The 24,875-nt window shown below is 33.3% G+C and carries 24 protein-coding genes and 1 tRNA gene; 16 read left to right on the top strand and 9 right to left on the bottom strand.

From position 1 onward, the window contains the following. Positions 1-164: 164 nt before the first annotated feature. Positions 165-617, bottom strand: a complete 453-nt coding sequence (locus tag DM444_RS08865) for a DUF4442 domain-containing protein (RefSeq protein ID WP_111285737.1) — start codon at positions 615-617, stop codon at positions 165-167. Positions 618-871: 254 nt separating this feature from the next. On the opposite strand from DM444_RS08865, the gene DM444_RS08860 reads away from it, so the two are divergent. The 5 genes from DM444_RS08860 to DM444_RS08840 all read left to right on the top strand — a co-directional run bounded on the left by DM444_RS08860 (position 872) and on the right by DM444_RS08840 (position 5,170). Further along, positions 872-1,327, top strand: coding sequence for a DUF4870 domain-containing protein (locus DM444_RS08860; protein ID WP_111286014.1), 456 nt, complete (start codon positions 872-874; stop codon positions 1,325-1,327). A gap of 123 nt (positions 1,328-1,450) precedes the next feature. Continuing rightward, positions 1,451-1,783 (top strand): PadR family transcriptional regulator, encoded by a 333-nt coding sequence (locus DM444_RS08855; protein WP_008464689.1) that lies wholly within the window; start codon positions 1,451-1,453, stop codon positions 1,781-1,783. A 3-nt stretch (positions 1,784-1,786) separates the two neighbouring features. Next, positions 1,787-3,514, top strand: coding sequence for a PspC domain-containing protein (locus DM444_RS08850; RefSeq protein ID WP_111285735.1), 1,728 nt, complete (start codon positions 1,787-1,789; stop codon positions 3,512-3,514). 3 nt (positions 3,515-3,517) lie between these two features. Then, entirely contained in the window at positions 3,518-4,252 is a 735-nt protein-coding gene (locus DM444_RS08845) for a head GIN domain-containing protein (protein ID WP_111285733.1), read from the top strand. Positions 4,253-4,336: 84 nt separating this feature from the next. Further along, entirely contained in the window at positions 4,337-5,170 is an 834-nt protein-coding gene (locus DM444_RS08840; protein WP_239455632.1) for a GIN domain-containing protein, read from the top strand. A gap of 164 nt (positions 5,171-5,334) precedes the next feature. Here the strand turns inward: DM444_RS08840 and trxB are convergent, their stop codons facing one another. Then, positions 5,335-6,282, bottom strand: a complete 948-nt coding sequence (gene trxB, locus DM444_RS08835; RefSeq protein ID WP_111285729.1) for a thioredoxin-disulfide reductase — start codon at positions 6,280-6,282, stop codon at positions 5,335-5,337. 251 nt (positions 6,283-6,533) lie between these two features. On the opposite strand from trxB, the gene DM444_RS08830 reads away from it, so the two are divergent. Further along, a tRNA-Pro gene (locus DM444_RS08830) sits at positions 6,534-6,608 on the top strand. Between the two features lie 239 nt (positions 6,609-6,847). Here the strand turns inward: DM444_RS08830 and DM444_RS08825 are convergent. Further along, positions 6,848-8,995 (bottom strand): glycoside hydrolase family 55 protein, encoded by a 2,148-nt coding sequence (locus DM444_RS08825; protein ID WP_239455630.1) that lies wholly within the window; start codon positions 8,993-8,995, stop codon positions 6,848-6,850. Positions 8,996-9,235: 240 nt separating this feature from the next. Between DM444_RS08825 and DM444_RS08820 the strand changes: the two genes are divergently transcribed. The 7 genes from DM444_RS08820 (at position 9,236) to DM444_RS08790 (ending at position 15,146) form a co-directional block, all read left to right on the top strand. After that, on the top strand, positions 9,236-9,640 hold the full coding sequence (locus DM444_RS08820) for a septal ring lytic transglycosylase RlpA family protein (RefSeq protein ID WP_111285725.1): 405 nt from the start codon (positions 9,236-9,238) through the stop codon (positions 9,638-9,640). A 219-nt stretch (positions 9,641-9,859) separates the two neighbouring features. Continuing rightward, entirely contained in the window at positions 9,860-10,627 is a 768-nt protein-coding gene (locus tag DM444_RS08815) for a ParA family protein (RefSeq protein WP_111285723.1), read from the top strand. Between the two features lie 5 nt (positions 10,628-10,632). Continuing rightward, a complete protein-coding gene (locus DM444_RS08810; RefSeq protein WP_111285721.1) occupies positions 10,633-11,535 on the top strand; it encodes a ParB/RepB/Spo0J family partition protein in 903 nt (300 codons plus the stop codon). After that, complete coding sequence (locus DM444_RS08805) at positions 11,535-12,095, top strand: DUF5683 domain-containing protein (RefSeq protein WP_111285719.1); 561 nt, start codon at positions 11,535-11,537, stop codon at positions 12,093-12,095. Before DM444_RS08810 ends, DM444_RS08805 begins: the two co-directional genes overlap by 1 nt. 39 nt (positions 12,096-12,134) lie before the next feature. Next, positions 12,135-12,836, top strand: coding sequence for a 4-hydroxy-tetrahydrodipicolinate reductase (dapB, locus tag DM444_RS08800; protein WP_111285717.1), 702 nt, complete (start codon positions 12,135-12,137; stop codon positions 12,834-12,836). A gap of 57 nt (positions 12,837-12,893) precedes the next feature. Then, on the top strand, positions 12,894-14,447 hold the full coding sequence (gene lepB / locus DM444_RS08795; protein ID WP_111285715.1) for a signal peptidase I: 1,554 nt from the start codon (positions 12,894-12,896) through the stop codon (positions 14,445-14,447). Positions 14,448-14,531: 84 nt separating this feature from the next. Next, positions 14,532-15,146 carry a WbqC family protein gene (locus DM444_RS08790; protein WP_111285713.1) on the top strand — a complete coding sequence of 205 codons (615 nt, stop codon included), beginning with the start codon at positions 14,532-14,534 and terminating at the stop codon, positions 15,144-15,146. Between the two features lie 83 nt (positions 15,147-15,229). Here DM444_RS08790 and DM444_RS08785 read toward each other — a convergent pair whose 3' ends face one another. The 6 genes from DM444_RS08785 to DM444_RS08760 form a co-directional block, all read right to left on the bottom strand. Then, entirely contained in the window at positions 15,230-16,276 is a 1,047-nt protein-coding gene (locus tag DM444_RS08785; RefSeq protein ID WP_162614941.1) for an endonuclease/exonuclease/phosphatase family protein, read from the bottom strand. 17 nt (positions 16,277-16,293) lie between these two features. Next, entirely contained in the window at positions 16,294-17,157 is an 864-nt protein-coding gene (locus DM444_RS08780; protein ID WP_111285711.1) for a rhomboid family intramembrane serine protease, read from the bottom strand. Between the two features lie 43 nt (positions 17,158-17,200). Next, positions 17,201-18,013, bottom strand: coding sequence for a rhomboid family intramembrane serine protease (locus DM444_RS08775; RefSeq protein WP_162614940.1), 813 nt, complete (start codon positions 18,011-18,013; stop codon positions 17,201-17,203). Beyond that, positions 18,010-19,950 carry a DNA mismatch repair endonuclease MutL gene (gene mutL, locus DM444_RS08770; protein ID WP_111285709.1) on the bottom strand — a complete coding sequence of 647 codons (1,941 nt, stop codon included), beginning with the start codon at positions 19,948-19,950 and terminating at the stop codon, positions 18,010-18,012. Before mutL ends, DM444_RS08775 begins: the two co-directional genes overlap by 4 nt. A gap of 165 nt (positions 19,951-20,115) precedes the next feature. Beyond that, positions 20,116-20,688 carry a 6,7-dimethyl-8-ribityllumazine synthase gene (gene ribH, locus DM444_RS08765; protein WP_111285707.1) on the bottom strand — a complete coding sequence of 191 codons (573 nt, stop codon included), beginning with the start codon at positions 20,686-20,688 and terminating at the stop codon, positions 20,116-20,118. A gap of 85 nt (positions 20,689-20,773) precedes the next feature. Further along, complete coding sequence (locus DM444_RS08760; protein ID WP_111285705.1) at positions 20,774-21,553, bottom strand: tetratricopeptide repeat protein; 780 nt, start codon at positions 21,551-21,553, stop codon at positions 20,774-20,776. 241 nt (positions 21,554-21,794) lie between these two features. On the opposite strand from DM444_RS08760, the gene recF reads away from it, so the two are divergent. The 3 genes from recF to DM444_RS08740 all read left to right on the top strand — a co-directional run bounded on the left by recF (position 21,795) and on the right by DM444_RS08740 (position 24,814). Then, a complete protein-coding gene (recF, locus tag DM444_RS08750) occupies positions 21,795-22,874 on the top strand; it encodes a DNA replication/repair protein RecF (protein ID WP_111285701.1) in 1,080 nt (359 codons plus the stop codon). A 112-nt stretch (positions 22,875-22,986) separates the two neighbouring features. Then, positions 22,987-23,664, top strand: coding sequence for a DUF2461 domain-containing protein (locus DM444_RS08745; protein WP_111285699.1), 678 nt, complete (start codon positions 22,987-22,989; stop codon positions 23,662-23,664). Between the two features lie 100 nt (positions 23,665-23,764). Then, positions 23,765-24,814: a glycosyltransferase gene (locus DM444_RS08740; protein ID WP_111285697.1), complete on the top strand. Its 1,050-nt coding sequence runs from the start codon at positions 23,765-23,767 to the stop codon at positions 24,812-24,814. The last annotated feature ends 61 nt before the right edge of the window (positions 24,815-24,875 follow it).

Here is a 24,875-nt window from a genome sequence, read left to right as displayed (position 1 = left end):
TACCATAAATGTACTGAAATTCAGTACATTAACAACATAAAAATAAAAAAAACAGATTTTAAAAACAAAAAAAACGTCAGTAAAAAAAAATTACTGACGTTTTTTATATGCAACAACAAGTAAAAAATTACTGCTGTTTCTATTTATTAATTGATATTGCTACTTTATTTCACTCGAATACTCCATTCAAAATCCATTTCAGAAACTTGAACTCCTTCTTCGTTTGTTCCAATAGATTTCATCCAGAACGTCTGCCCTTCTCCAGTTTCTATAGTTTTCTTTATTGCATCGGCAATTAAATGTCCGTCTTTGCAAACAAATGTAATTCTTCCTGTAGCTTTTTTTGTGAAGTTTCCTTTATTGTTAGCTACTAACATAGAAATCTTTTTACCACTTTGCTGGATTTGAGAAATCACCAAAGCTCCAGTTGTCAACTCAGCAGCCATTGCCTGAACTGCAAAATACATAGAATTAAACGGGTTCTGATTGATCCATCTGTGTTTGACTGTTACGGTACAACTGCTATCGTTTATATCTTTTACACGTACTCCGCAAAAGTATGCTGATGGTAATTTGAATAGGACGAATTTATTAAGTTTTGATACTGAAAGTGCCATAGGATATATTTTTTTATGTAAAAATACAAAAAAACTATGCACGCACAATAAATTCTTTACTTATCAAAAGAAGTCAACAAACACGGGAACTAGCGATGATTTTCAACAATTTAAGCATCATTTCACAACTTTGTGTTTGTTAATTTTTTGTTAATATTTGGTACTATGTAAAACAAGATACTGTCTTTTAGACATATATTTGCATAAGAAATTACTATATGCTTTTAATCATGGAAACAACAACACCACTCATCATGGAAAAAACTTCAGAAAAGAATACAGCAGCATTTACTCATTTGAGTACTTTAAGTCAATATATAATTCCGTTTGGGAACTATATTTTTCCGCTAATCATTTGGACAAACTACAAAGACAAATCTGAATTTGCAGATCATCACGGAAAACAGGCTTTGAACTTTCAGTTAAGCTTATTGCTTTATACTTTGATTTTAGCGCTTATTGCGATACCAATTTTCGTTACTGTTTTCTTGCAGAATCTTCCGCTAGAAGCTGTTTTTAATGACGACGATTTTGTAATTAGAAACTTTAACATTCAAGCAAACATTGGAATTTTAAGTGTAGGAATTACCGCTGTCGTTCTTTTTGGAGTTCTAAAATTTGTTGAATTCTTTTTAGTGATTTATGCTTCGATAAAAGCTTCAAACGGAGAATTATACAAATATCCGATTACGATTCCTTTTATAAAGTGATACAAAAATTAAAAGTTATAGTCGAAACATCAATCAAATCATATAAGTTTCGCAATCAATCATCAATCAATCATCATCAATCAAAAAACGAATTGTTCAATCAAAAAAAAACAAAATGAAATTATGAACATTGAAAACACAAAAGCACAGATGCGCAAAGGTGTTCTTGAGTTTTGCATCTTATCTGTTCTAAAAGAAAAAGACGCATATACATCTGAAATATTAGACACTTTAAAAAACGCAAAATTACTAGTTGTAGAGGGAACCGTTTATCCGTTGTTAACTAGATTGAAAAATGACGGTTTACTAAATTATCGCTGGGAAGAATCGACCTCTGGGCCACCACGAAAATATTATGGATTAACCGAAATAGGACAAACTTTTTTAAACGAACTTAGCGGCACTTGGACGGAATTATCTGACGCCGTAAATTTAATCACCAATCAAAATCAATAAGTCATGAACAAAACAGTAAATATTAACTTAGGCGGGATGTTTTTTCACATCGATGAAGATGCATACTTAAAATTGACACGCTATTTTGACGCTATAAAACGATCCCTTAACAACTCATCTGGTCAGGATGAAATTATTAAAGATATCGAAATGCGTGTTTCTGAATTGTTGACAGAAAAACAAAAAAGTGAAAAACATGTTGTTGGACTGAAAGATGTTGACGAGGTGATTGCGGTAATGGGACAGCCAGAAGATTATAGAATTGAAGACGAAGAAAATGCAAATCAGTCTTTTAATAACTACACTGCAAGACAACACAAAAAATTATACCGCGACAAAGAAAATGGTATGATTGGTGGTGTAGCAACAGGTTTGGGACATTATTTTGGAATTGACGCGGTTTGGATTAAAATCATATTCTTGATCTTCGTTTTTGCTGGTTTCGGAACTGGAATTTTAGCTTATTTCGTTCTTTGGATTGTAACGCCTGAAGCGGTTACAACTTCTGAAAAATTAGAAATGACAGGAGAGCCAGTAACGATTTCGAACATCGAAAAAAAAGTTCGAGAAGAAATTGATTCACTTTCTGATAAATTCAAAAATGCAGATTATGACAAAATGGGAAATCAGGTAAAGTCGGGAGCTGAGAGAATAAGTAGTTCATTTGGAGACTTTATCATGACGGTTTTTAAAATCTTTGCTAAGTTTTTAGGTGTAATTCTAATTATAGCAGGACTTTCAACTTTGATCATGTTGTTAATTGGCGTTTTCACTTTAGGAACTAATATTTTCATCGATTTCCCTTGGCAGAATTTTATTGAAGCCGGAAACTTTACAGAATATCCGCTTTGGTCATTTGGATTATTAATGTTCTTTGCAGTTGGAATTCCGTTTTTCTTCTTAACACTTTTAGGATTTAAACTGTTATCTCCAAACCTAAAATCAATTGGAAATATAACAAAATATACACTTTTAGCTATCTGGATTATTTCTATAGCAATTTTGGCAAGTATCGGAATCAAACAGGCAACTGAAATTTCATACGATAATAAAGTAATAGAGAAAAAAGTTTTTGCAATCAAACCAACTGATACATTATTTGTAAAGTTCAAATACAGTGACTATTATGCAAAAAGTTTAAATCACTACAGAGAGTTTGAATTTGTACAGGATTCAGCAAACAACGAATTGATTTATTCTAATGATGTACGCTTACATGTATTACATACAGACGAGTCAGCTCCATTTATCCAGATTGAAAAAAGTGCTAGAGGAAACTCTTTCACTAATGCTAAAAAAAGAGCAGAAAAAATTAATTATAAGTTTCAAATTAGCGGAAATCATTTAATTTTGGATAACTATTTTCTGACAGATGTGAAGAATAAATTTAGAGGACAAGAAGTTGACATCTACCTATATCTTCCAGAAGGGCAATTATTTAAACCTGAAAATTCTGTTAGAGATTATTTTAATTACGACGATGATTTCTTTAATCTAAATTATGACGGTAATTACAATTATAAAGTTATCGGTTCAAAAGTTAAGTGTCTAAATTGCCCAGCAGACGATAGCGATGACGACGACGACGATGCGGAAGTAATAGATACTACTGCCAATGATACAATAAATGAAGTTTCGGTTAAAATTAATGGAAAAGAAGTTTTAAACGGAAAAAAAACTAAAGGAAAACTAACTACTGATAAAAACGGAGTGATAATCAAAATTAACTAAACCATGATAAAAATAATCATTCATATTACGAAATTTATAGTTGCAACTGTAACTGCTTTATTGTTTGCCTCATGTAATTTTAACATGAATTCAATTGAAGGAAGCGGTAATGTTACAACAGAAAAAAGAACTGTTCAAGGAGATTTTACTAATATCTCTGTAAGCAATGCAATCGATGTGGTTGTTGAGCAATCAGATTCTGTAGAAATTAAAGTTGAAGCAGATGATAATCTTCAAAAGGAAATTGTAACCAAAGTAGAAAACGGAACTCTTATTATCGAATGTAAATACAATTCTTTCCGAAATATTACTTCTAAAAAGGTAACTGTAAAAATGCCTGTTCTTCATAAGATAGAAGCTTCGAGTGCATCATCTGTACAAACTAAAGGCGTTTTTGAAAGCGAAGACTTGACTTTAGAAAGCTCTAGTGCAGCATCGATGAATGTTAACATTGAATCTGATAGAATTTCTATTGATGTTGGAAGCGGCAGTTCTGTCAATATAGAAGGTAAAGCTTTAAGTTTAAATACTTCGGCTTCAAGCGGAGGAAGTGTTGACGCTGATAAATTAATGGCAAATGACATTCACGCAGACGCTTCTAGTGGCGGAACCGTTTTAGTACATCCTATTTTAAGTTTAAAAGCTGAAGCTTCAAGCGGAGGAAATATCAATTACACTGGTGAGCCAAAGAAAATTGAAAAATCAGAAAGCTCTGGAGGAAATGTTGGCAAAAATTAAAAGATTTAACTGTTAAATATAAAAGAAATCATTCATCAAAAGTGGATGATTTTTTTATATTTGTCAAAATCAAATCTAGAATTAATGAAAAAAAGTACAGCGCTGCTCCTATTATTATTTGTTACAGCATTCACTTTTGCACAAAAAAGAGAAAAAATTAAAGGTTCTAAAATTGTAACTACTTCAGTAAAAGAAGTTGGCAGTTTTGACGCCCTTGAAGTCGATGATAATCTTGAAGTTTATCTAGAACAAGGAGAAAAAAATGAAATTAAAATTGAAGCCGATGATAACCTTCATGATATCATTGGAATGGATTTAAGAGAAAAAACACTTCGATTATATACTAATAAAGAATCGACTATTTTTAAGAAACTAGCAGTTAAGGTTACTTACACTAAGTCATTAAACAAAGTAATCACTAAAAATGAAGCTGTTGTTTATGCGATTCAGGAATTGCAATTGGATGATATCACAATGAATGCTCTTGACTTTTCTAAATTATACTTGAACGTAAATTCGAAAAAATTCACTTTAATTGCAGATGATAAATCTAAAACAGAGTTGAATTTAAAAGCCGAAGAAGGAAATTTACAATTGAGTAAAAATGCTATTGTGAAAACATTAGTTTCTGCTATAAAATTTAAATGTGATTTGTACCAAAAAGCAAGTGCTGCTGTTGAAGGTATTGCAGAAAAAGCAACTATTAGATTAGACAATAACTCTACATTTACTGGAGTAAAATTTACTTTGAAAGATGCGAATGTTACTGCTGAAAGTAATGCAGTAGGAAGTATTTTTGCTGAAACAACACTTTCGCTAGCTGTGGGTGATAAAGCAGAAATTTCTCTTTTTGGAAGTCCTGCAATTCAGCTTACTCGTTTTTCTGAAGAAGCAAAGTTGTTTAAGAAAGTTAAGTAGTCGCAGTTCTCAGTCGCAGTTCTCAGTCGCAGTTTACAGTCTGAAAATTTTGCATAAAATAAAAGTCCCAATCGTAAAATGATTGGGACTTTTTTATTTTTAAAGTCTAGTTCTGTTTAAATTCCAATAAACTGAAAACTGCGACTGTGACTGAATACTTTAAATTATTCTTTAGAAGCTAAATATCTTTCAGCATCTAATGCTGCCATACAACCTGTACCTGCAGCAGTAATTGCCTGACGATACACATGATCTGCAGCATCACCAGCAACAAAAACACCTTCTACATTTGTTTTAGATGTTCCTGGAGTATTCACGATATAACCAGTTTCGTCTAGTGTAATGTAATCTTTAAAAATGTCTGTATTTGGTTTGTGACCAATTGCCACGAAGAAACCAGTTGCAGGAATTTCGATTGTTTCGCCAGTTGTTTTGTTTAAAGCTTTAATAGCATGAACTACATTATTATCTCCAAGAACTTCAACAGTATCGTGATTCATTAAAATTTCAATGTTTTCCGTTTTACGAACACGTTCTTCCATAATTTTAGAAGCTCTGAATTTTTCACTTCTAACCAACATTGTTACTTTTTTACAAAGTTTAGATAAATAATGTGCTTCTTCACAAGCAGAATCTCCTGCTCCAACAATAACAACATCTTGGTTTCTATAGAAGAATCCGTCACACACAGCACAAGCAGAAACTCCTCCACCCATATTTAAGTAATGTTGTTCTGATGGTAATCCTAAATATTTAGCCGAAGCACCTGTAGAAATAATTACAGTTTCACAGTGTAATTCGATTGTATCGTTAATCCAAACTTTATGAATATCTCCAGAAAAATCAACTTTTGTTGCCCAACCATCACGAATATCAGCACCAAAACGTTTTGCTTGTTCTTGTAACTGAATCATCATTTCTGGCCCTGTAACTCCATCAACATACCCAGGAAAGTTTTCAACCTCATTAGTTGTAGTCAATTGACCACCAGGCTGCATTCCTTGATATAATACTGGATTCATGTTAGCTCTAGCCGCATAAATAGCCGCAGTATAACCTGCAGGGCCAGAACCTATAATAAGGCATTTAATTTTTTCGATTGTATTTGACATAGTAATAGTTTTTTTGAGTTGCAAATGTAAACTTTATTATAAAAAATAACGTCGAAATTAAATCTGAAATAGCTATCTCAAAATAAGTTTTATTTATTTTTGATTTTTGCTTTTGTAAACGAAATTTATTTATATATTTGCATCCGCTTTCGGGCAGTACAGCAAAACATCTTCGGGGTGTAGCGTAGCCCGGTTATCGTGTCCCGCTCTAAGGCGGGAAGACCACAGTAACGACCAATAAGCAAATGCTACGGGGTGTAGCGTAGCCCGGTTATCGCGCCTGCTTTGGGAGCAGGAGGCCGCAGGTTCGAATCCTGCCACCCCGACAAAAGTCTTTTCATTTTTTGAAAAGACTTTTTTTTTGCTTTAAACTCAGATAAAAAACTTTGCGCCTTTATTAGCTATCCCTTAAACATACTAGAAACGAAATAAATAGTATTCGCCACGAATTCACGAATTTTCTTTTTAAATACTTTATCTAATATTATGCGAATTAATTCGAATAAATAATCGCGAAGATTTGAAAAAATAATTCGTGAATTCGTGGCGAAAAAAATCGTTCTTACTATTTTTCCATACTTATATAAGCAGGATAAGATTCTCCTTTAGGTAAAATAAATTCTTCATCAAAAGGCTGTATTCCTTCACTATTAGTATATAATGCCACACGTTTTGCACCAGTTGCTGTGCTTCCGCCAGTACTATTTATAACATTTTGAATATTCCCTGAGCCAGCAAAACGAGTAATACACATTTTCTCTAATTTTACATTTGGGCTATTCGGAATTTCAAAACCGTTTTTTTTATTCACGTTCCCATCTGTTCCAGTAAAAACGGCATAAGAACCCATTCCGATACTTTGATGTTCTTTTACAGTATTCGCAACTTTAAAAGCCGCATAACCATCAACTTTACCTCCTTGACTGCTCCAGCTCGCCTGATTTGGCGCATCGTACGGAGGTTCATTCTGAAAGAAATAAGTTCTTCCTCGTTCTCCCATCCATATCACTTCATATTCTTGATAATGTTCAACAAATAATCCATAAAGTGTAACATCATCTCCAGCAACTATAAGTCCGTTTTTACATCTGTCTCTTGTCCAGCGCGCATCTCCTCCTTTTTGCGAACCATGATCGGCGCGCCACAACCAAAAATGATCACCCACAACATTATTACTATTTATCTGCATGGAAGCTTGTATCTGGATATTTTTTGATTGAACTCCACCCACACGGCAAGTAATATCACTAAGCAAAATAGGATCTGTAGCATGATCTGCATTTGCCCTTTCATTACCAATTCTAACTTGATAAGTTGTACTATTTAGTGAATCCATCAAAAGTCCAGCAATGATAATTCCGTCTTTATCATCGGCATAAATACAGCCCCAAGTATTTTTTTCAGTCGGTTCTAAAGTTACCGAAGCAATTCCAGAACCAAGAAGAATAGCATCTTTTCTATTTACTTGTATAGGCGCATTCAACGAATAATGCCCAGGCGTAAAAAATATATTCTTACCTGATTTTAATGCAGCATTAATTTCTACATCAGTATCACCTTCTTTAGCAACATACCAGCTTGTAACCAAATCTTGGACATTACCTTTTCCCATATCCGTTGTTGTCCAAGAAGTTCCTACTCGATCTTTTTGCCATGCTGGAATAAACACTTTGTATTCTCCATCTTTATCTATAAACAGAAAAGGTTTTTCTCTAATAATTGGAGTTGTAGAAACTGGAGAATTGGCATCATCCGCTTTTGGCGGATTAACACATCCTTGCCAAACCATATTGTATGAACCTCCCATTACTCCTGAACCAGAAGGAAAAACGGTATTTCTAGTATACCATTGCTGTTGTCCGCCCCAGTTTGCCCTGTCAGATGTGTAATGAGTATCAGCAATAAAACCGCCACTTCCCCAAAAATTTGTATTTCCAACATCTGAAATATATTTCGAAGTGCTATCAATAAGAAGCCTTCTTGCGCTGGTTGATTGAGAAACAGTCCATGAAAAATCGCGCATTACTTCTACATTTTCTACCGAACGCCAAAATGTACAAGTAGCATTTGCTCCACCAGAAAGATGAGGCCTAGTAAATATAGAACCCAATTTAACATCTGATGGCACTTTACCCAAACCTCCAATATGAGAATAAAATCCCAATTCTATTGAATTAGCCTCCACCGAAGAAGCAGAACCTGACCCACCAACATCATAAGTCTGTCCGTCAACATTTGCTTTAAAATAATATGCCTGACGTTTTGTTGTCCATTCTCCATTTGCTCCTCCTAAACCAATTGCACCAAAATGCGAATTAATTTCATTTCGGGCTGTTTCAACTTTTTCATACTTTCTGTCGTATAAATATAGGTTATCACCAAAAATTTGATTTTCCAGCGAAATTATTATGGTTGTGTCATTACGCGTAATTTTATAATAGTTCTCGTATTTATCTGTATTCGGTTTATTATCTGTAAATGTCAATTTGGAAGTAGACCCAACTGATACAAATTCTGATGCCAAACGACTTCCTCCTCTACTAATTATATAATTTCCAGAAGAACCAAAAGCCGACCACGATAATGTTATACTGTGTTTTTTCTTGTTATAAATAATTTTTCGTTCGATCTTGTTTTCATGTTTTATTTCAACAGACGAATTCGGTGAGACAAAGCTGGAAAGCATAAACACTGACACGAATGTTAGAAACATTGAGTTTACTTTTTTAATCATAAAAATGTTTGTTTTTTGTGGTTTGATAGTATGTAATTGCTGTAGTTTTTAGAAAGCCCAAAATAGCAATAATCTTTAACCCGTGTCTTTACATATTTCTTATCAAAAACTATACAAAGCCCGTATTTTGTCCTTTAATGACATAAATAAACCTTTTTGAAGATGTCCATTTTTCTTCAATAACTTTCTTTTGCCAGTTTAATCGAAAGGGAAAATAAAATGAAAAAGATTCTATTGTTTACTGCTATAGTTTTTTCTAATATCATAATCGCGCAAGAAAAGAACACGACTTCTGTGGATTCATGTTCAGCAGCAAAAGAAGGCGTATTATACAAGACAAATGCACACGCTTCTTATTATCATGATAAATTTAACGGAAGAAAAACCGCAAGTGGAAAAAGATTTAACAACAATGATTTTACTGCTGCACATAAAAAATTTCCTTTTGGCACAATATTAAAAGTCACAAACGAAATAAATAAGAAATTTGTAATCGTAGAAATTACAGACAGAGGCCCTTTTATTAATGGAAGAGAAATTGATCTCAGCAAAAGAGCATTTATGGAAATCGCTTCTAATAAAAAAAGTGGTTTAGTTTATGTCACTATCGAAATTTTAAAATAACACCTTTTCTTCAAAATAAAATTTAATTCTTGTCATTTTATTGAAAGAACCTCACCTAAATTGGTCAAAATATTGCTAATAATCTTATTCATAACTAAAATTATTTTCAAGCAAACACCCATGAAACCCCGATTAAGCAAAGTTTCACAAATGTTAACAAAATAGATTTTCAAAAACCATAAATAATTGTATTTTTACGGTTCAAAATTCAGAAAATAAATGGGCAAAATCATTGCTATTGCTAATCAAAAAGGAGGCGTTGGAAAGACTACTACATCAGTCAATCTAGCTGCCGCATTAGGTGTTTTAGAAAAAAAAGTATTATTGATCGATGCTGATCCTCAAGCCAATGCTACATCTGGCCTTGGAATTGACGTAGAAACAGTTGAAACTGGAACGTACCAAATTCTTGAGCATACTGTAACACCAAAAGAAGCCGTTTTAAAATGTACAGCTCCAAATGTTGACGTGATACCTGCTCACATTGACCTTGTTGCTATCGAAATTGAATTGGTTGACAAAGAAAACCGCGAGTATATGCTTAAAAAAGCATTAGAAGAGGCAAAACAAGAATATGATTATATCATTATCGACTGCGCACCTTCTCTAGGTTTGTTAACATTGAATGCTTTAACAGCGTCTGATTCTGTAGTTATTCCTATTCAGTGCGAGTATTTTGCACTTGAGGGATTAGGAAAATTATTGAACACTATTAAAAGTATTCAGAAAATCCACAACCCAGATCTTGACATTGAAGGTTTATTATTAACAATGTACGATTCAAGATTACGTTTATCTAATCAGGTTGTAGAAGAGGTTCAAAAACACTTTAACGATATGGTTTTTGATACCGTAATTCAGCGAAATGTTAAATTAAGTGAAGCTCCAAGTTTTGGTGAAAGTATCATTAATTATGATGCAACAAGCAAAGGTGCAGTGAACTATATTCATTTAGCCCAAGAAATTATAAAGAAAAACAGTAAATAGTTTTTATGACAAAAGTAATTAAAAAACAAGCCTTAGGAAGAGGATTATCTGCCTTATTGAAAGATCCGGAAAACGACATTAAATCAGTAGAAGACAAAAATGCTGACAAAGTTGTTGGAAATATCATTGAATTGGAAATAAGCGCGATCGAGATAAATCCGTTTCAGCCTAGAAGCAATTTTAATGAAGAATCATTACGTGAATTAGCCACTTCTATTAAAGAACTTGGGGTAATTCAACCTATTACTGTTCGTAAATTAGATTTTAATAAATACCAGTTAATCTCTGGAGAACGTCGTCTTCGTGCTTCTACATTAGTAGGTTTAACACACGTTCCTGCTTACATTCGTATTGCAAATGACAACGAATCATTGGTTATGGCCTTGGTTGAAAACATCCAACGTCATGACTTAGATCCAATTGAGATTGCTTTATCATACCAACGTTTGATCGACGAAATTCAATTAACTCAAGAACAAATGAGTGAAAGAGTTGGAAAAAAACGTTCGACAATTGCCAACTACTTACGCCTATTAAAATTAGATCCGATTATCCAAACAGGTATTCGTGATGGTTTTATTAGTATGGGACACGGTAGAGCAATTATCAACATCGAAGATTTAGACGTTCAAACTGATATTTACCAAAAAATAGTTAGCCAAAACTTATCTGTTCGTGAAACAGAGGCTTTAGTTAAAAATTACCATGAAGGTCAGCAACCAAAAGCAGAAGGAAAACCAAAAGCTGATTCTGCATTTGTTGTTAGAGAAACTCAGAAAAATACTTTCAACGATTATTTTGGCTCAAAAGTTGATATAAAAGTTGCCGGTAACGGAAAAGGAAAAATTACAATTCCATTTAATTCTGAAGCTGACTTTAACAGAATTATAAAATTAATAAACGGATAGTGAATAAGATTGTCCCCATTGGTCTATTGTTCTTTCTAACAGGAACCGTTTCTCTTTTTGCCCAGGTAAAAAAAGACACGGTTTTGGTCGTAAAAGACACTACTGCATTACAAGAAATAGATCCGCTTACACCAGCAAAAGCAGCTTTTTATTCTGCTATTTTACCAGGTTTAGGCCAAGCATACAATAAAAAATATTGGAAAATTCCGTTGGTCTATGGAGCAATCGGAACAAGTTTGTATTTCTACATAGACAACAACAAAAAGTACCACGAATATCGTGATGCCTACAAAAGAAGATTAGAAGGCTATAACGATGACGATTATCAATTTCTTGATGATGACCGACTTATCGCTGGACAGAAATTTTACCAAAGAAATAGAGATCTATCTGCTTTATTTGTTGTTGGATTTTATGTTTTAAACATTATTGACGCCAATGTCGACGCAGCTTTGATACAGTTTAACGTAAACGAAAGGCTTTCAATGCGACCAGAAATTTACCCCGCCGACGTAACATTTAAACCAAATGTCGGACTAACTTTTAATTATAAGTTTTAATAGATCTGTTCTATTAAAAAAAATCAAAAATATATCATAATGAAAATTGCGCTTTTAGGATACGGAAAAATGGGTAAAGTAATTGAACGAATTGCTTTAGAAAGAGGTCATGAAATAGTTTTAAGAAAAGATGAATTTAATACCTATGACGGACTTTCAACAGCTGATGTTGCCATTGATTTCAGCGTTCCATCAGCGGCAGTAAGTAATATTTCTGCTTCTTTCAATGCTAATGTTCCTGTAGTTTCAGGAACAACTGGATGGTTAGAACATTATGATGAAATGATTGCGCTTTGCAATGAGAAAAAAGGAGGTTTTATTTCTAGTTCAAACTTCAGTTTGGGAGTAAATGTTTTCTTTGGCTTAAATGAATATTTAGCAAAAATCATGAAACAATTTGATTCTTATAAAGTTTCAATGGAAGAAATTCATCATATCCACAAATTGGATGCTCCAAGCGGAACTGCGATTTCTTTAGCTCAAGGTGTAATCCAAAACAGCAATTATGCTAATTGGACGATGGAAGATGCTAAAGCAAACGAAATTCGTATTGAAGCAAAAAGAATTGGAGAAGTTCCTGGAACTCACACCGTAAATTATGACTCTCCTATTGACAGTATCGAAATAAAACACACTGCACACAACCGCGAAGGTTTTGCTCTTGGTGCTGTTGTTGCCGCAGAATGGCTTGCTGGAAAGCAAGGGATTTTCTCAATGAAAGATGTACTAAACTTACAATAAATTGAATAAAGTTTTGGATTGCTAAAATCCTGAATTTAAAACTTAAAATACAATATTATGACACTTTACTCTTGGTTCGTATTTTTCTTAGCTGTTCAAATCATCCATTTCCTTGGAACTTGGAAATTATATCAGGCAGCGGGAAGAAAAAGCTGGGAAGCAGCAATTCCGGTATACAATTCAATCGTATTAATGAAAATTATCGGGCGCCCTACATGGTGGACCTTATTGCTTTTTATTCCGATTATCAACTTAATTATGTTTCCAGTTGTATGGGTAGAAACTTTAAGAACTTTTGGTAAAAGATCAACTTTAGATACTATTTTAGGTCTTTTCACTCTAGGTTTTTACATCTATGTTGTCAATTATACTCAGAAATTAGAGTATAATAAAGACCGTAAATTAACTCCCGAAAACAAGACAGCTGACACTATTAGTTCTTTGCTGTTTGCTATTATTGTAGCAACTTTGGTACACACTTATGTTGTACAGCCTTACACAATCCCGACATCATCTTTAGAAAAATCTTTGCTAATTGGTGATTTCTTATTTGTGAGCAAAATAAATTACGGCCCTAGAGTACCAATGACAACGGTAGCTTTACCAATGGTTCACGATTCTATACCCTTAACTAAAAGAAAATCTTATTTAAGCTGGCCTCAACTACCATATTTTAGACTACCAGCAATCGAAAAAATAAACCGATGTGACATAGTTGTCTTCAACTGGCCGGTCGATACGGTTCATTATTTCTTTGAGCCAAAAGGAAGACCAGGCGTTATCAAACCTATCGATAAAAAATCGAATTACGTAAAAAGATGCGTTGGTATCCCTGGAGACAGTTTATCAATAAAAGATGGTTTTGTTTACATTAACGGGAAAAAATTAGTTTTACCAGAAAGAGCTAAACCACAATATTCTTATTTAGTCGCTTTAGACGGAAAAACTTCTATTGATTTCGAAAATCTATTCAAAGAACTAGATATTACAGATCCAGCAGGTTTTAGAACAGAAAAAAGAGATACACTTTTCTTAGGTGCATTGACAGAAGCTGGCGCTGAAAGATTTAAAAACACTCCCGGAGTTACTGCTGTAATAAGACAGGTTGATAAAGGAAATAACAATGCTATCTTCCCTCATATCAACAGATGGAACCAAGATAACATGGGGCCAATTTATATTCCTCAAGCAGGAAAAACGGTAGCTTTGACAAATGAATCACTTCCTTTCTACAAAGAAATCATTACAAACTACGAAGGAAATACATTAGCTTTAGAAGGTTCTAAATTTTTAATTAACGGAAAACCAACAACGACATACACCTTCAAACAAAACTATTATTGGATGATGGGAGATAACCGTCACAATTCTGAAGATAGCCGTTATTGGGGATACGTTCCTGAAGATCACATCGTAGGAAAACCAGTTTTCATTTGGATGAGTTGGGATACCAACGGAAAAGGCATCAATAAAGTTCGCTGGAGCAGAGTATTTACAACTGTAGATGGTGAAGGCCAACCTCACTCTTACTTTAAATACTTCTTAATACTTCTTGCTATCTATTTCGTAGGAGATTTTATCTGGAAAAAGAGAAGAGAAAATAAAGCATAAAACGTTAATTCGTTAAACTGTAAAATCGTTTAATCGTTCTCAAAAAGTACGGTTAAACGATTTACCGATTAAACTTAAATCATCATGAATTCCTTAATACTTCCAACTTATTTCCCATCAATTAGTCATTTTGCTGTAATTGCGCAATCTGACAGCATTACTTTTGAAATGGAAGATAATTTCCAGAAACAGACTAATAGAAACAGAACCTATATCTATAGTCCAAACGGAATTCAATTATTAAACATACCCGTTAAGCATTCTAAAGAAACGCATCAAAAGACAAAAGACATTTTGATCGAAAATGAATTTGATTGGCAGAAACAGCATTTTAAATCATTAGAAGCTGCATATAGAAGTTCTCCTTTCTTTGAGTACTTTGAAGACGACATTGTGACTATTTTCGAGAAAAAGCACACCTTTTTAATGGATCTTAATTTCGAAGTTTTTGACACCGTAACAAAATGCCTTAGAATGAAATTAGAGTTCGGAAGAACAACTGAATACTTTCACGAAGCACAAGACTTTACAGATTTCAGGTATTTAGCAAATGGAAAAAAAGACACTAATTCTTTCGAAAAATATACTCAGGTTTTTGATGACAAACACGGTTTCATCAATAATTTAAGTGTTTTAGACTTACTTTTTAACGAAGGGAAATTTGCTATTGATTACCTAAAAACACAGAAAATCATATAAATTATGAATTGTAAGTTATGAGTTATGAATTCTCATAATCCCCTTAACTTTTGTCTTTCCACTTTTAACTTTCGGCTAATAAATTATTCCATAGAAAGTCTTGTCATAATCGGATAATGATCTGAATTTTCGAAGTCAGAAAAACTTTCAAATTCCTTTACTTTCATTTTACTATCTGTAAAAATGTAGTCAATTCTAGCAGGATAATATTTGAATTTATAAGTTGCGCCAAAACCTCCGCCAGCTTCTTCAAAAGCATCTTTTAGCTTTCCTTTGATATTTCTATAAACATACGAAAACGGACTGTTATTCATATCTCCACAAATAATCATTGGAGTTTTACATTTTTTGATATGCTCTTTAAAAATCTCAGCCTGTTCTTGCTGTTGCTCGAATCCTTTGCTGATTCTGCCATAAATACGCTGCGATTTCTTTTGGTTTACATTATCAATATCATCTGATATTTCACTTACATCAGGAGAAATCTTAATTGATTGCAAGTGCATATTGTAAACACGTATAATATCTTTTCCGCGTTTAATATCAGCATAAACTACATTGTTATCTGATTTTGGAAAAACAATATTTCCTTCCTCGATAATAGGAAATTTAGAAAAAATAGCCTGTCCTGTTTTGATTTTTTTTCCATCAATAAAAATATAACGATGCGGATATACTTTTAAGTCCAAATGCGCCGAATTTGAATATTCTTGGATACATAAAATATCTGGATCTTTTTCGTCTATAAAAGCTTTTATGTTTGACGGAATATCATCTCGGTCTAGCCATTTAAAAACATTAAAAAGACGTACGTTATAACTCATTACAGAAAAATCTTTTTCGTCTTCCACATACTCTTTAGCAGAGAATTTATAAAACTTACTGATAAATGTAATTCCTGTCAGCAAAACCAGACCAGATAAAATAAGGCGTTTTTTAAACTGAATTGCCCAATAAACAAAGAACAATCCATTTGCCACAAAAAAGGCTGGCATAAACAAAGTAAGCACCGATAAAAGTGGGAAACTTTTAGGTGCTAAAAAAGGTAAAACATAGACGCTAAATGTAAGCACAGTTAGGACTATGTTCAAAAAGAACATTACTTTATTAAACCAAGAAAGGTTTTTCATATTTATCTCCTACAAGTTTATTTTCCAGCTTTAAATAAAAACTCTTTTTCTTCTTTTGTCAGACAATCATATCCTGATTGGCTGATTTTATCCAAAATCTCATCAATTTGTTGTTGCGTTTTGTCTTTTGTTACAATTCTTGATGTCGTTTTTTCTGTAGGTTTTTTGTAATTTTTATGAACTTTTCTAAATGGGGTCGAAGGAGATTTTCTAAAAAGATTTGCAAAGAAATCTAAAGTTTTAGAAACAATGGTACTTAAGTCGGTACCGTTTTGAAGTAATTTAATGTACGCAAATCCGAAGAATGCTCCAGCCAAATGCGAAATATGTCCGCCCATGTTTCCTAAACGGAACTGCATTAAATCTAAAATTATAATTACTGCTGTAATGTGCCAAAGTTTTACATTTCCAAATAAAAATAGTCGAACATCCATTAACGGAGAATAGGTCGTTGCTGCTACTAAAATTGCCATAATAGCCGCCGAAGCCCCCACAATAGAGCCACTGATATTAGAAAAATAAAAACTTAATGCAAAAGCTACTCCAGCAAAAAGAGCGCTTAAAAGATATAATCCTAAATATTGCTTTTGAGTGAAATACGTTAGAAACAATGTACTTGCAAAATTAAGAACCATCATATTAAATAACAGATGAAAAAATCCGTCGTGAAAAAAAGCATAGGTTAAAAGTGTCCACGGTTTGAACATGAAAACCTGAGGATCGGATGACAAAGCAATCCAGCTAGGAAAATCAAACTGACCAATTGAAAATTGATAGAAAAAAATAAGAGATACAATAAAACATGCGATGTTCCAATACATAACACGCATAGCAATACCCCCCAATCTATACTGTAATTTTAAATCGTCTAGAATATTCATAGAAACTTTTTTTGTTTTATAATTCGTACTTTAAAGTTAAAAATTAATTCCAACGATTGTTATTAAACTGATTTTTTTTCCAGTAAAGCATCATTAAAAAACCTGCAATTGCACCACCAACATGGGCAAAGTGCGCAATTCCAGTTCCACCGCTACCAAACAAAGAACTTCCTTTAAATCCTAAAAATAAGTCAATTGCTAAAATTCCAGGAACAAAATATTTTGCTTTAATTGGAACAGGAATAAACAATAAAGCAAGCTGCGCATTTGGAAACATAAATGCAAAAGCTGTAAGTAAGCCATAAATTGCTCCAGAAGCTCCTAAAACAGGTGACTGAACTATTGAACTTGCCTGAGCCAAAGAATTAAATTGCTCTTGAGTGCAATGTGCTTTACTTAAAATATTAGAAACTTCTCCCTGAACCATTTTTCCGCTAGAATCAAATAGAGAAGAATAATCTGCATTTAAAATCAAATGAAGTTCTGATTTAGATAAATTCAGATCAGATACAGAACTTAAAAGAGATTGTAACTGTAAATAATTCACACCAGTATGAAGTAATGCCGCACCTAATCCGCATGAAATATAGAAAAACAAGAATTTTTTTCCGCCCCAAAAATGCTCTAATGCAGAACCAAAACTATATAATGCAAACATATTAAATAAAATGTGAGCAAAATTAGGTAATGGCGCATGCATAAACATGTGTGAAATGATCTGCCACATTCTAAAATTATCACTCTCTGGATAATACATCATTAAATAATCATACGAAACTGGCACTAACTGAGAGCCAATAAAGAATATAATATTTATAATTAGCAGTTGTTTAACTACTGGTGTAATATTCATCATAATGCAAACTTTTTATCTATATCTTCCACACGCATCGTGATGAAGGTAGGTTTTTGAAAAGGTGAAATATTTGGATCTTTACAAGCAAACAAACCGTTTACTAGATTATCTTGTTCTTTTTCGGTTAAATAAGATCCCGTTTTAACCGCTAAACTTTTGGCCATCGATTTGGCAATTGTATCATTTTGGCTATAACTGTTCGCTGGAATTCCGTCTTGCAAATCACTCAATAACTGTTCGATCACCAAAGGGACTTCACTTTCGGTAATATTTACCGGAATTCCTGAAATCACAACATGGTCTATTTTACTTTCGTCAAAAACAAATCCTGTTGTTGCCAGCGAAGGTTTTAATTCTTCGATTAACTTCATTTCAGATGCCGAATAAAACAAATCCAAAGGAAAAAGCAATTGCTGACTTGCTGCTTGATTTACCGTCATATTCAGCAAAAACTGTTCGTACAAAATACGCTGATGCGCACGCTGTTGATCTACAATAACCATTCCTGATTTTATAGGCGAAACAATGTATTTTTTATGAATTTGATACGTCTTTTGAGTCGCTTGTTCTACCTCATCATCATTGAATAAAGAAGATGTTACTTCTTCATTTTCGAATGTAAAAGGCGAACTTTCTATACTTTCCGGATTTTCAGTATCTAAGCCAACATATAAACTTTCCCAGCTTGCAGTTGGTTCTACTCTTTTTGAATAACCTGAATAAGACGAACCTGAGTAAGATGATCCAGACCCAGAAGACGACGAACCTGAACTGTAACTTGATGACGTTCCAGAGCTAGCTTTGCTGTAATGCTGATTCGTTTTATCATCTGTAAACGGATTAAAAGTCCCATCAACCTGAATCGTAGGTACTTCTGCTTCCATGTCTTTATAATGATAAGGCGTATCTAAGTTAGCATCTCTATCAAAATCTAAAACGGGCGCAACGTTAAATTGTCCTAAACTGTGTTTAATAGACGCTCTTAAAATTGCATATAATGCTTGTTCGTCATCAAACTTAATTTCCGTTTTAGTTGGATGTATATTGATATCAATAGTATTTGGCGGCACTTGCAGATACAAGAAATAACTTGGCTGAGAACCATCTTTCAGCAATCCATCATAAGCAGACATTACTGCGTGATGCAAATAACCGCTTTTTATAAAACGATCGTTTACAAAAAAGAACTGTTCTCCCCTATTTTTCTTAGCAAATTCAGGCTTGCATACAAAACCTTGAATATTTATAATTTCAGTATCCTCGTTTACAGGAACTAGTTTTTCATTAGTTTTTCCAGACATGATACCCACAATTCTCTGACGGTAACCTGATGCTGGAAGATTATATAATTCACTTCCGTTATGATAAAAACTAAAATGAATATTTGGATGTGCTAATGCCACACGCTGAAATTCATCCATTACATGACGAAATTCAACCGTATCTGATTTTAAGAAATTACGGCGAGCAGGAATATTAAAAAATAAGTTTTTAACCGCAAACGAAGTTCCTTTTGGCAAAACAGCCACTTCTTGCGAAACAAATTTACTTCCCTCGATTATAATATGCGTTCCAAGCTCGTCCTGATCTTGTTTGGTTTTCAGCTCCATATGCGCGATCGCAGCAATAGAAGCCAAAGCCTCACCGCGGAAACCTTTTGTTCCAAGTGAAAACAAATCTTCTGCCAAACGGATTTTTGAAGTTGCATGACGGGCAAAACACAAACGTGCATCTGTAACGGTCATTCCAACGCCATTGTCGATAACTTGGACTAAAGATTTACCAGCATCTTTTATAATCAATTTAATATCAGTTGCTTTTGCATCAACGGCATTTTCTAACAACTCTTTTACGACTGAAGCTGGTCTTTGAACCACTTCTCCAGCAGCAATTTGGTTAGCAACGTGATCAGGAAGCAATTGAATAATACTCGACATTAAGCAAAAATAAGTTTAAAGTTTAAATTCGGTTTTTATAAACCAAGAAGTACAAATTTAGTAAATTTTGATTGGCTTTTAGAATAAGAATAATCATAAAAAAAACAAAAAACCTATACTATTGTGACACAGTATAGGTTTTAATATTTTTAAAACAAATGTGTTTTATTCGTTCTCTATTTTTCTAGGAGAATCTTCAATTTGCAACGCCCCAGAAGTCAATAAAGGCTGATTGAAAGCATGAGATATTGAGGCTTGCTGACGAATATAAGCCATTTTGATTGCCGCAATTGCTGCTTCAGTCCCTTTGTTTCCGTGAGCTCCCCCACTTCTATCAATTGACTGTTGCATGTTATTATCTGTTAAAACACAGAAAATAACTGGAATATCAGTTTGAACATTCAAATCTTTAATTCCTTGTGTAACACCTTCGCATACAAAATCAAAATGTTTTGTTTCTCCTTGAATCACACATCCAATTACGATAACTGCGTCAACCTTTTGCGTTTGAAGCATTTTTTTAGCTCCATAAATCAACTCAAAACTTCCTGGAACATTCCAACGGATAATTTGTTGAGCAGGAACGTCACAATCAGTTAAAGCATCAAAAGCACCATTATAAAGTCCTTCTGTTATAGTATCATTCCATTCAGAAACAACAATCCCAAATCGAAAGTCTTTCGCATTTGGGATTGTGTTTTTATCGTATTCTGATAGATTTTTATTTTCAGTAGCCATCTTTTATATTTAAGATTTTAGTTTTTTAATTTCAGATTGTAAAAATACAAATCTAAAATCTAAAATCTTAACTCTACAAATAATATTATTGTGCTAATCCGATCAAAGCATCAACAGATGCTGCTTCTGGAGTACTGTCGTAATTATCTTTAATGTCATTGAAATATTTCAATGCATCTTCTTTTTGTCCTAAAGCTAAAGCAGTTTTTCCTGCTTTTAATAAGAAACGAGGTGTTGTAAAATCGTTTTTGTTAGACTCAGCAGCTTTCACATAAAAATCAAGAGCTTCTTTTTGCTGATTTTTTTGAGAGTAAGCATCTCCAGTTGCACCTTTAGCTAAAGCGCTTAAGATAACGTCTTCAGATTTAAATTCACCTAAATATTTAATCGCCTCATCATATTTACCAGTATTTAAGTAAGCAATACCAGCATAGTAGTTTGCTAAATTTCCAGCGTCAGTTCCAGAATATTCGTCAGCGATTTTAATAAATCCGAATTTACCTTCAGAACCGTTTAATGATAATTTGAATAATGAATCGCTAGAAACACCATTTACAGCTTTTTCAAAATTTTGTTGAGCAACAAACATTTCGCTTGCAGCTTCTTCTTGTTTAGGAGTTGCAATGAATTTTTGGTAAGCCAAATATCCAATTGTAGCAACAGCAATACCAGCCACTAAACCAATAATGATTTTTTGATTTTTAGCCACCCAATCCTCAGTTCTTGAAGCTGTTTCGTCTAATTTTGAGAAAACTCCAGCTGTTGTGCTGTCTTTCTCGTCAATAACTACTTGTTGTTCTTCAGTAACTTCTTTTACTTCCTTTTCTTTTGGTGTCTTATATCCTCTTTTATTGTAAGTTGCCATTTAAAAATTATTTAGTGAACGGCAAAAATAAAATTTTTCTTGAAACTGAGGCAAAAAAAATCAATTTTATCACTATTTTAAAAAAAATATTTTCATGATTCTCTTGTCCTTCCGCGAAAGCGTCAAAATAAATCGGCTGAAGAATACCGTAAAGCCAATTATATCGATAATTTTCGGTAATTTGCAGCCTCAAAATTTTACTGGTCGAAAACGGTAAATTTTTCACATGGAGTCCCGAAAAATGCATTTAAACAAAATCTCTTTATTCAATTATAAAAACTTTTCTGAAGCAAGTTTTGATTTTGACATCAAAATCAACTGTTTTGTGGGAAAAAATGGTATTGGCAAAACCAATGTGCTTGATGCTATTTATCATTTAGCTTACGGAAAAAGCTATTTTAATCCGCTTGCCGTTCAAAATATCAAACATGGCGAAGAGTTTTTTGTCATTGATGCTGAACTGGAAAAGAATGAACGAACAGAACAAATTGTCTGCAGTTTAAAAAAAGGACAAAAAAAGGTTTTAAAGCGAAATGGAAAACCTTATGACAAATTCTCCGATCATATTGGATTTATTCCGTTGGTTATTATTTCGCCCGCAGATAGAGATTTGATCGTTGAAGGAAGCGAAACGCGCCGTAAATTTATGGACAGCGTGATTTCGCAATTAGATTCTACATATTTGCATGAATTGATAAATTATCAAAAAGTGATTACGCAGCGAAATGCTCTTTTGAAATATTTTGCCCTAAATCATGTTTTTGACAACGACACCTTGTCTATATATAATGAACAATTGCAAGGTTACGGAAAATCTATTTTTGAAAAACGAAAAGATTTTCTCGAGCAGTTTATACCTATATTTAATAGACACCATCAGGCGATAACTGGATCTGAGGAAAAGGTTCAGTTGGTTTATGAAAGTCATTTGTTCGAAAAAGACCTTTTAACGCTTTTGCAGGAAAACATCAATAAAGATCGAGCGCTACATTATACAACTGTTGGAACTCATAAAGATGATTTGTCTTTTGAGATTGATTCGCATCCAATAAAAAAATTCGGATCTCAAGGTCAGCAGAAATCATTTCTAATTGCTTTAAAATTGGCTCAATTCGAGTTTTTGAAAAAACAAAGCGGTGTAAAACCTATTCTTTTGTTTGATGATATTTTTGATAAACTGGACGAAACGCGTGTTGCCAAAATTATAGAAATGGTAAATAGCGAGACATTCGGACAGCTTTTTATATCTGATACACATCCAGAAAGAACCGAAGCGATTGTAAAATCGACGCATCAGACTTATAAAATCTTCAATTTATAAGTCTTAAAATTGGTACAATTTGTATCAGTTTTCAGGATCAATCCCAAAATAGAAATCATTAAATTAGCCTGAGCAAAATTTAAAAAACAACTGCAATAAATATTTAAGGAATATGCTAACGAAAGAATCATTGCAATTTTTAGACGATTTAAAAAGAAACAACAATCGCGAATGGTTTCAGGAAAATAAAAAGAGATATGAAGTTTTCAAGAAAGATTACCATCAATTGGTAAGTGATTTTCTTGATGCCATGAAACCGCTTGATCCTTCATTAGAATTGTTGGAAGTTAAAAACTGTACTTTCAGAATTAACCGTGATATTCGTTTTTCTAAAGACAAATCGCCATACAAAGCACATTTAGGAATCTGGATGTCTGGCGGAACAAAAGGTTTGAACCGCGCCGGATATTATGTTCATATTGAAAAAGGTGCAAGTTTTATTGCCGGTGGATTTTATTCGCCTGAAGCGGAAGACTTAAAGAAAGTCCGTAAAGAAATTGCTTTTTTCTATGATGATTTACAGGAAATTTTAAATGATAAAAACTTCAAAAAAGAGTTTGAAAGTTTAGACATAAACGAAAACAATTCACTTAAAAGCATGCCTCGCGGTTACGAAAAAGATCATCCTGCAATTGAGTTTTTAAAATTAAAAAGTTTTACAGCAACTCAAGTCTATAATGTCTCTGAAGTGATGGAGAAAGATTTTGTAAAGAAAATGAGCCAAAAACTTATCGCTTTAAAACCTCTAAACGAATTCATCAATCGCGCTTTGGATACTGAAGAATTTTAGTTTTATTTGCCACAGATTTCACAGATTCTCACAGATTAATTTTTCGCAACTGCAAAATCCTTTTTAATCTTTTTAATCTGTGGCAAAAAATAACAACTGAATGAAAAGGAAAATACTTTTTCTTGGAGAATCTTACCGTGCTGACGCTATTACTTGGATGAAAGGTCTGAAAGAATTTGGCGATTTTGAAATTATTACTTGGGAACTTCAAACGCCAAATAATAAAAGATTCAAACGTATTTTAGAGTATTTCTTTGCTCCTTTTTCTATTCGAAAAACAATCAGAAAAGAAAAACCCGATATGGTTATTGCCGAAAGAACAACCAGTTACGGTTTTCTTGCTGCATTATCTGGATCTAAAACCATTGCGATCGCGCAACAAGGTCGAACCGATTTATGGCCCGAAACTTCAGTTTTATATCCTTATAAAAAATTCATTCAGAAATATGCTTTTAAAAAAGCACATTTAATTCATGCTTGGGGACCAGTTATGGCAATTCACATGAAAGCAACTGGCGTTGACATGAACAAAGTATTAGTTCTTCCAAAAGGAATTGACTTATCACTTTTTACTCCTTCTACTAATAATTCAAATAAAATTGAAGCGATTGTTACACGTTCGCTTCAGCCAGAATATCGACACGATTCTATTCTAAAAGCTTTTGGAATTTTAAACCAAAAAGGAATAGATTTTTCTCTTACAATTGTTGGAGATGGAACAAGATTGCAGTTTTTGAAAGATTTAGCCAAAGAACTACAAATAGAAAACAAAGTGATTTTTACAGGAAGAATCCCGAATACGGAACTTCCAAAATTATTACAGCAATCGAATATTTATATTAGTATGCCAATTACCGAGGGAGTTTCTGCTTCTTTGTTTGAGGCGATGGCTTCTAATTGTTTTCCTATTGTTTCTGATATTCCTGGAAATCAAAGCTGGATAACACATCGCGAAAATGGTCAATTAATTGAAATTGATAATATCGAAATGCTGGCCGAAGAATTAATCTGGTCTTTTGAAAATCCCGAATTGCGAAATGAAGCGATTATTCGAAACAGAAAATTTGTGGAGGAAAATGCGAATTATAATATTAACATGAAGGTTATTTCGGAGAAATATCACGAATTACTTGATTTGCGAAATATTTAACCGCAAAGAACGCAAAGTTTTTTTTACGCGAAGAACGCTAAATAAATTATAACCTTTTATA

The organism is Flavobacterium ginsenosidimutans, from assembly GCF_003254625.1.
Lineage (GTDB): Bacteria > Bacteroidota > Bacteroidia > Flavobacteriales > Flavobacteriaceae > Flavobacterium > Flavobacterium ginsenosidimutans.
The sequence above is the reverse complement of the archived record's forward strand: the minus strand, read 5'-3'. Positions and strand labels throughout refer to the sequence as shown.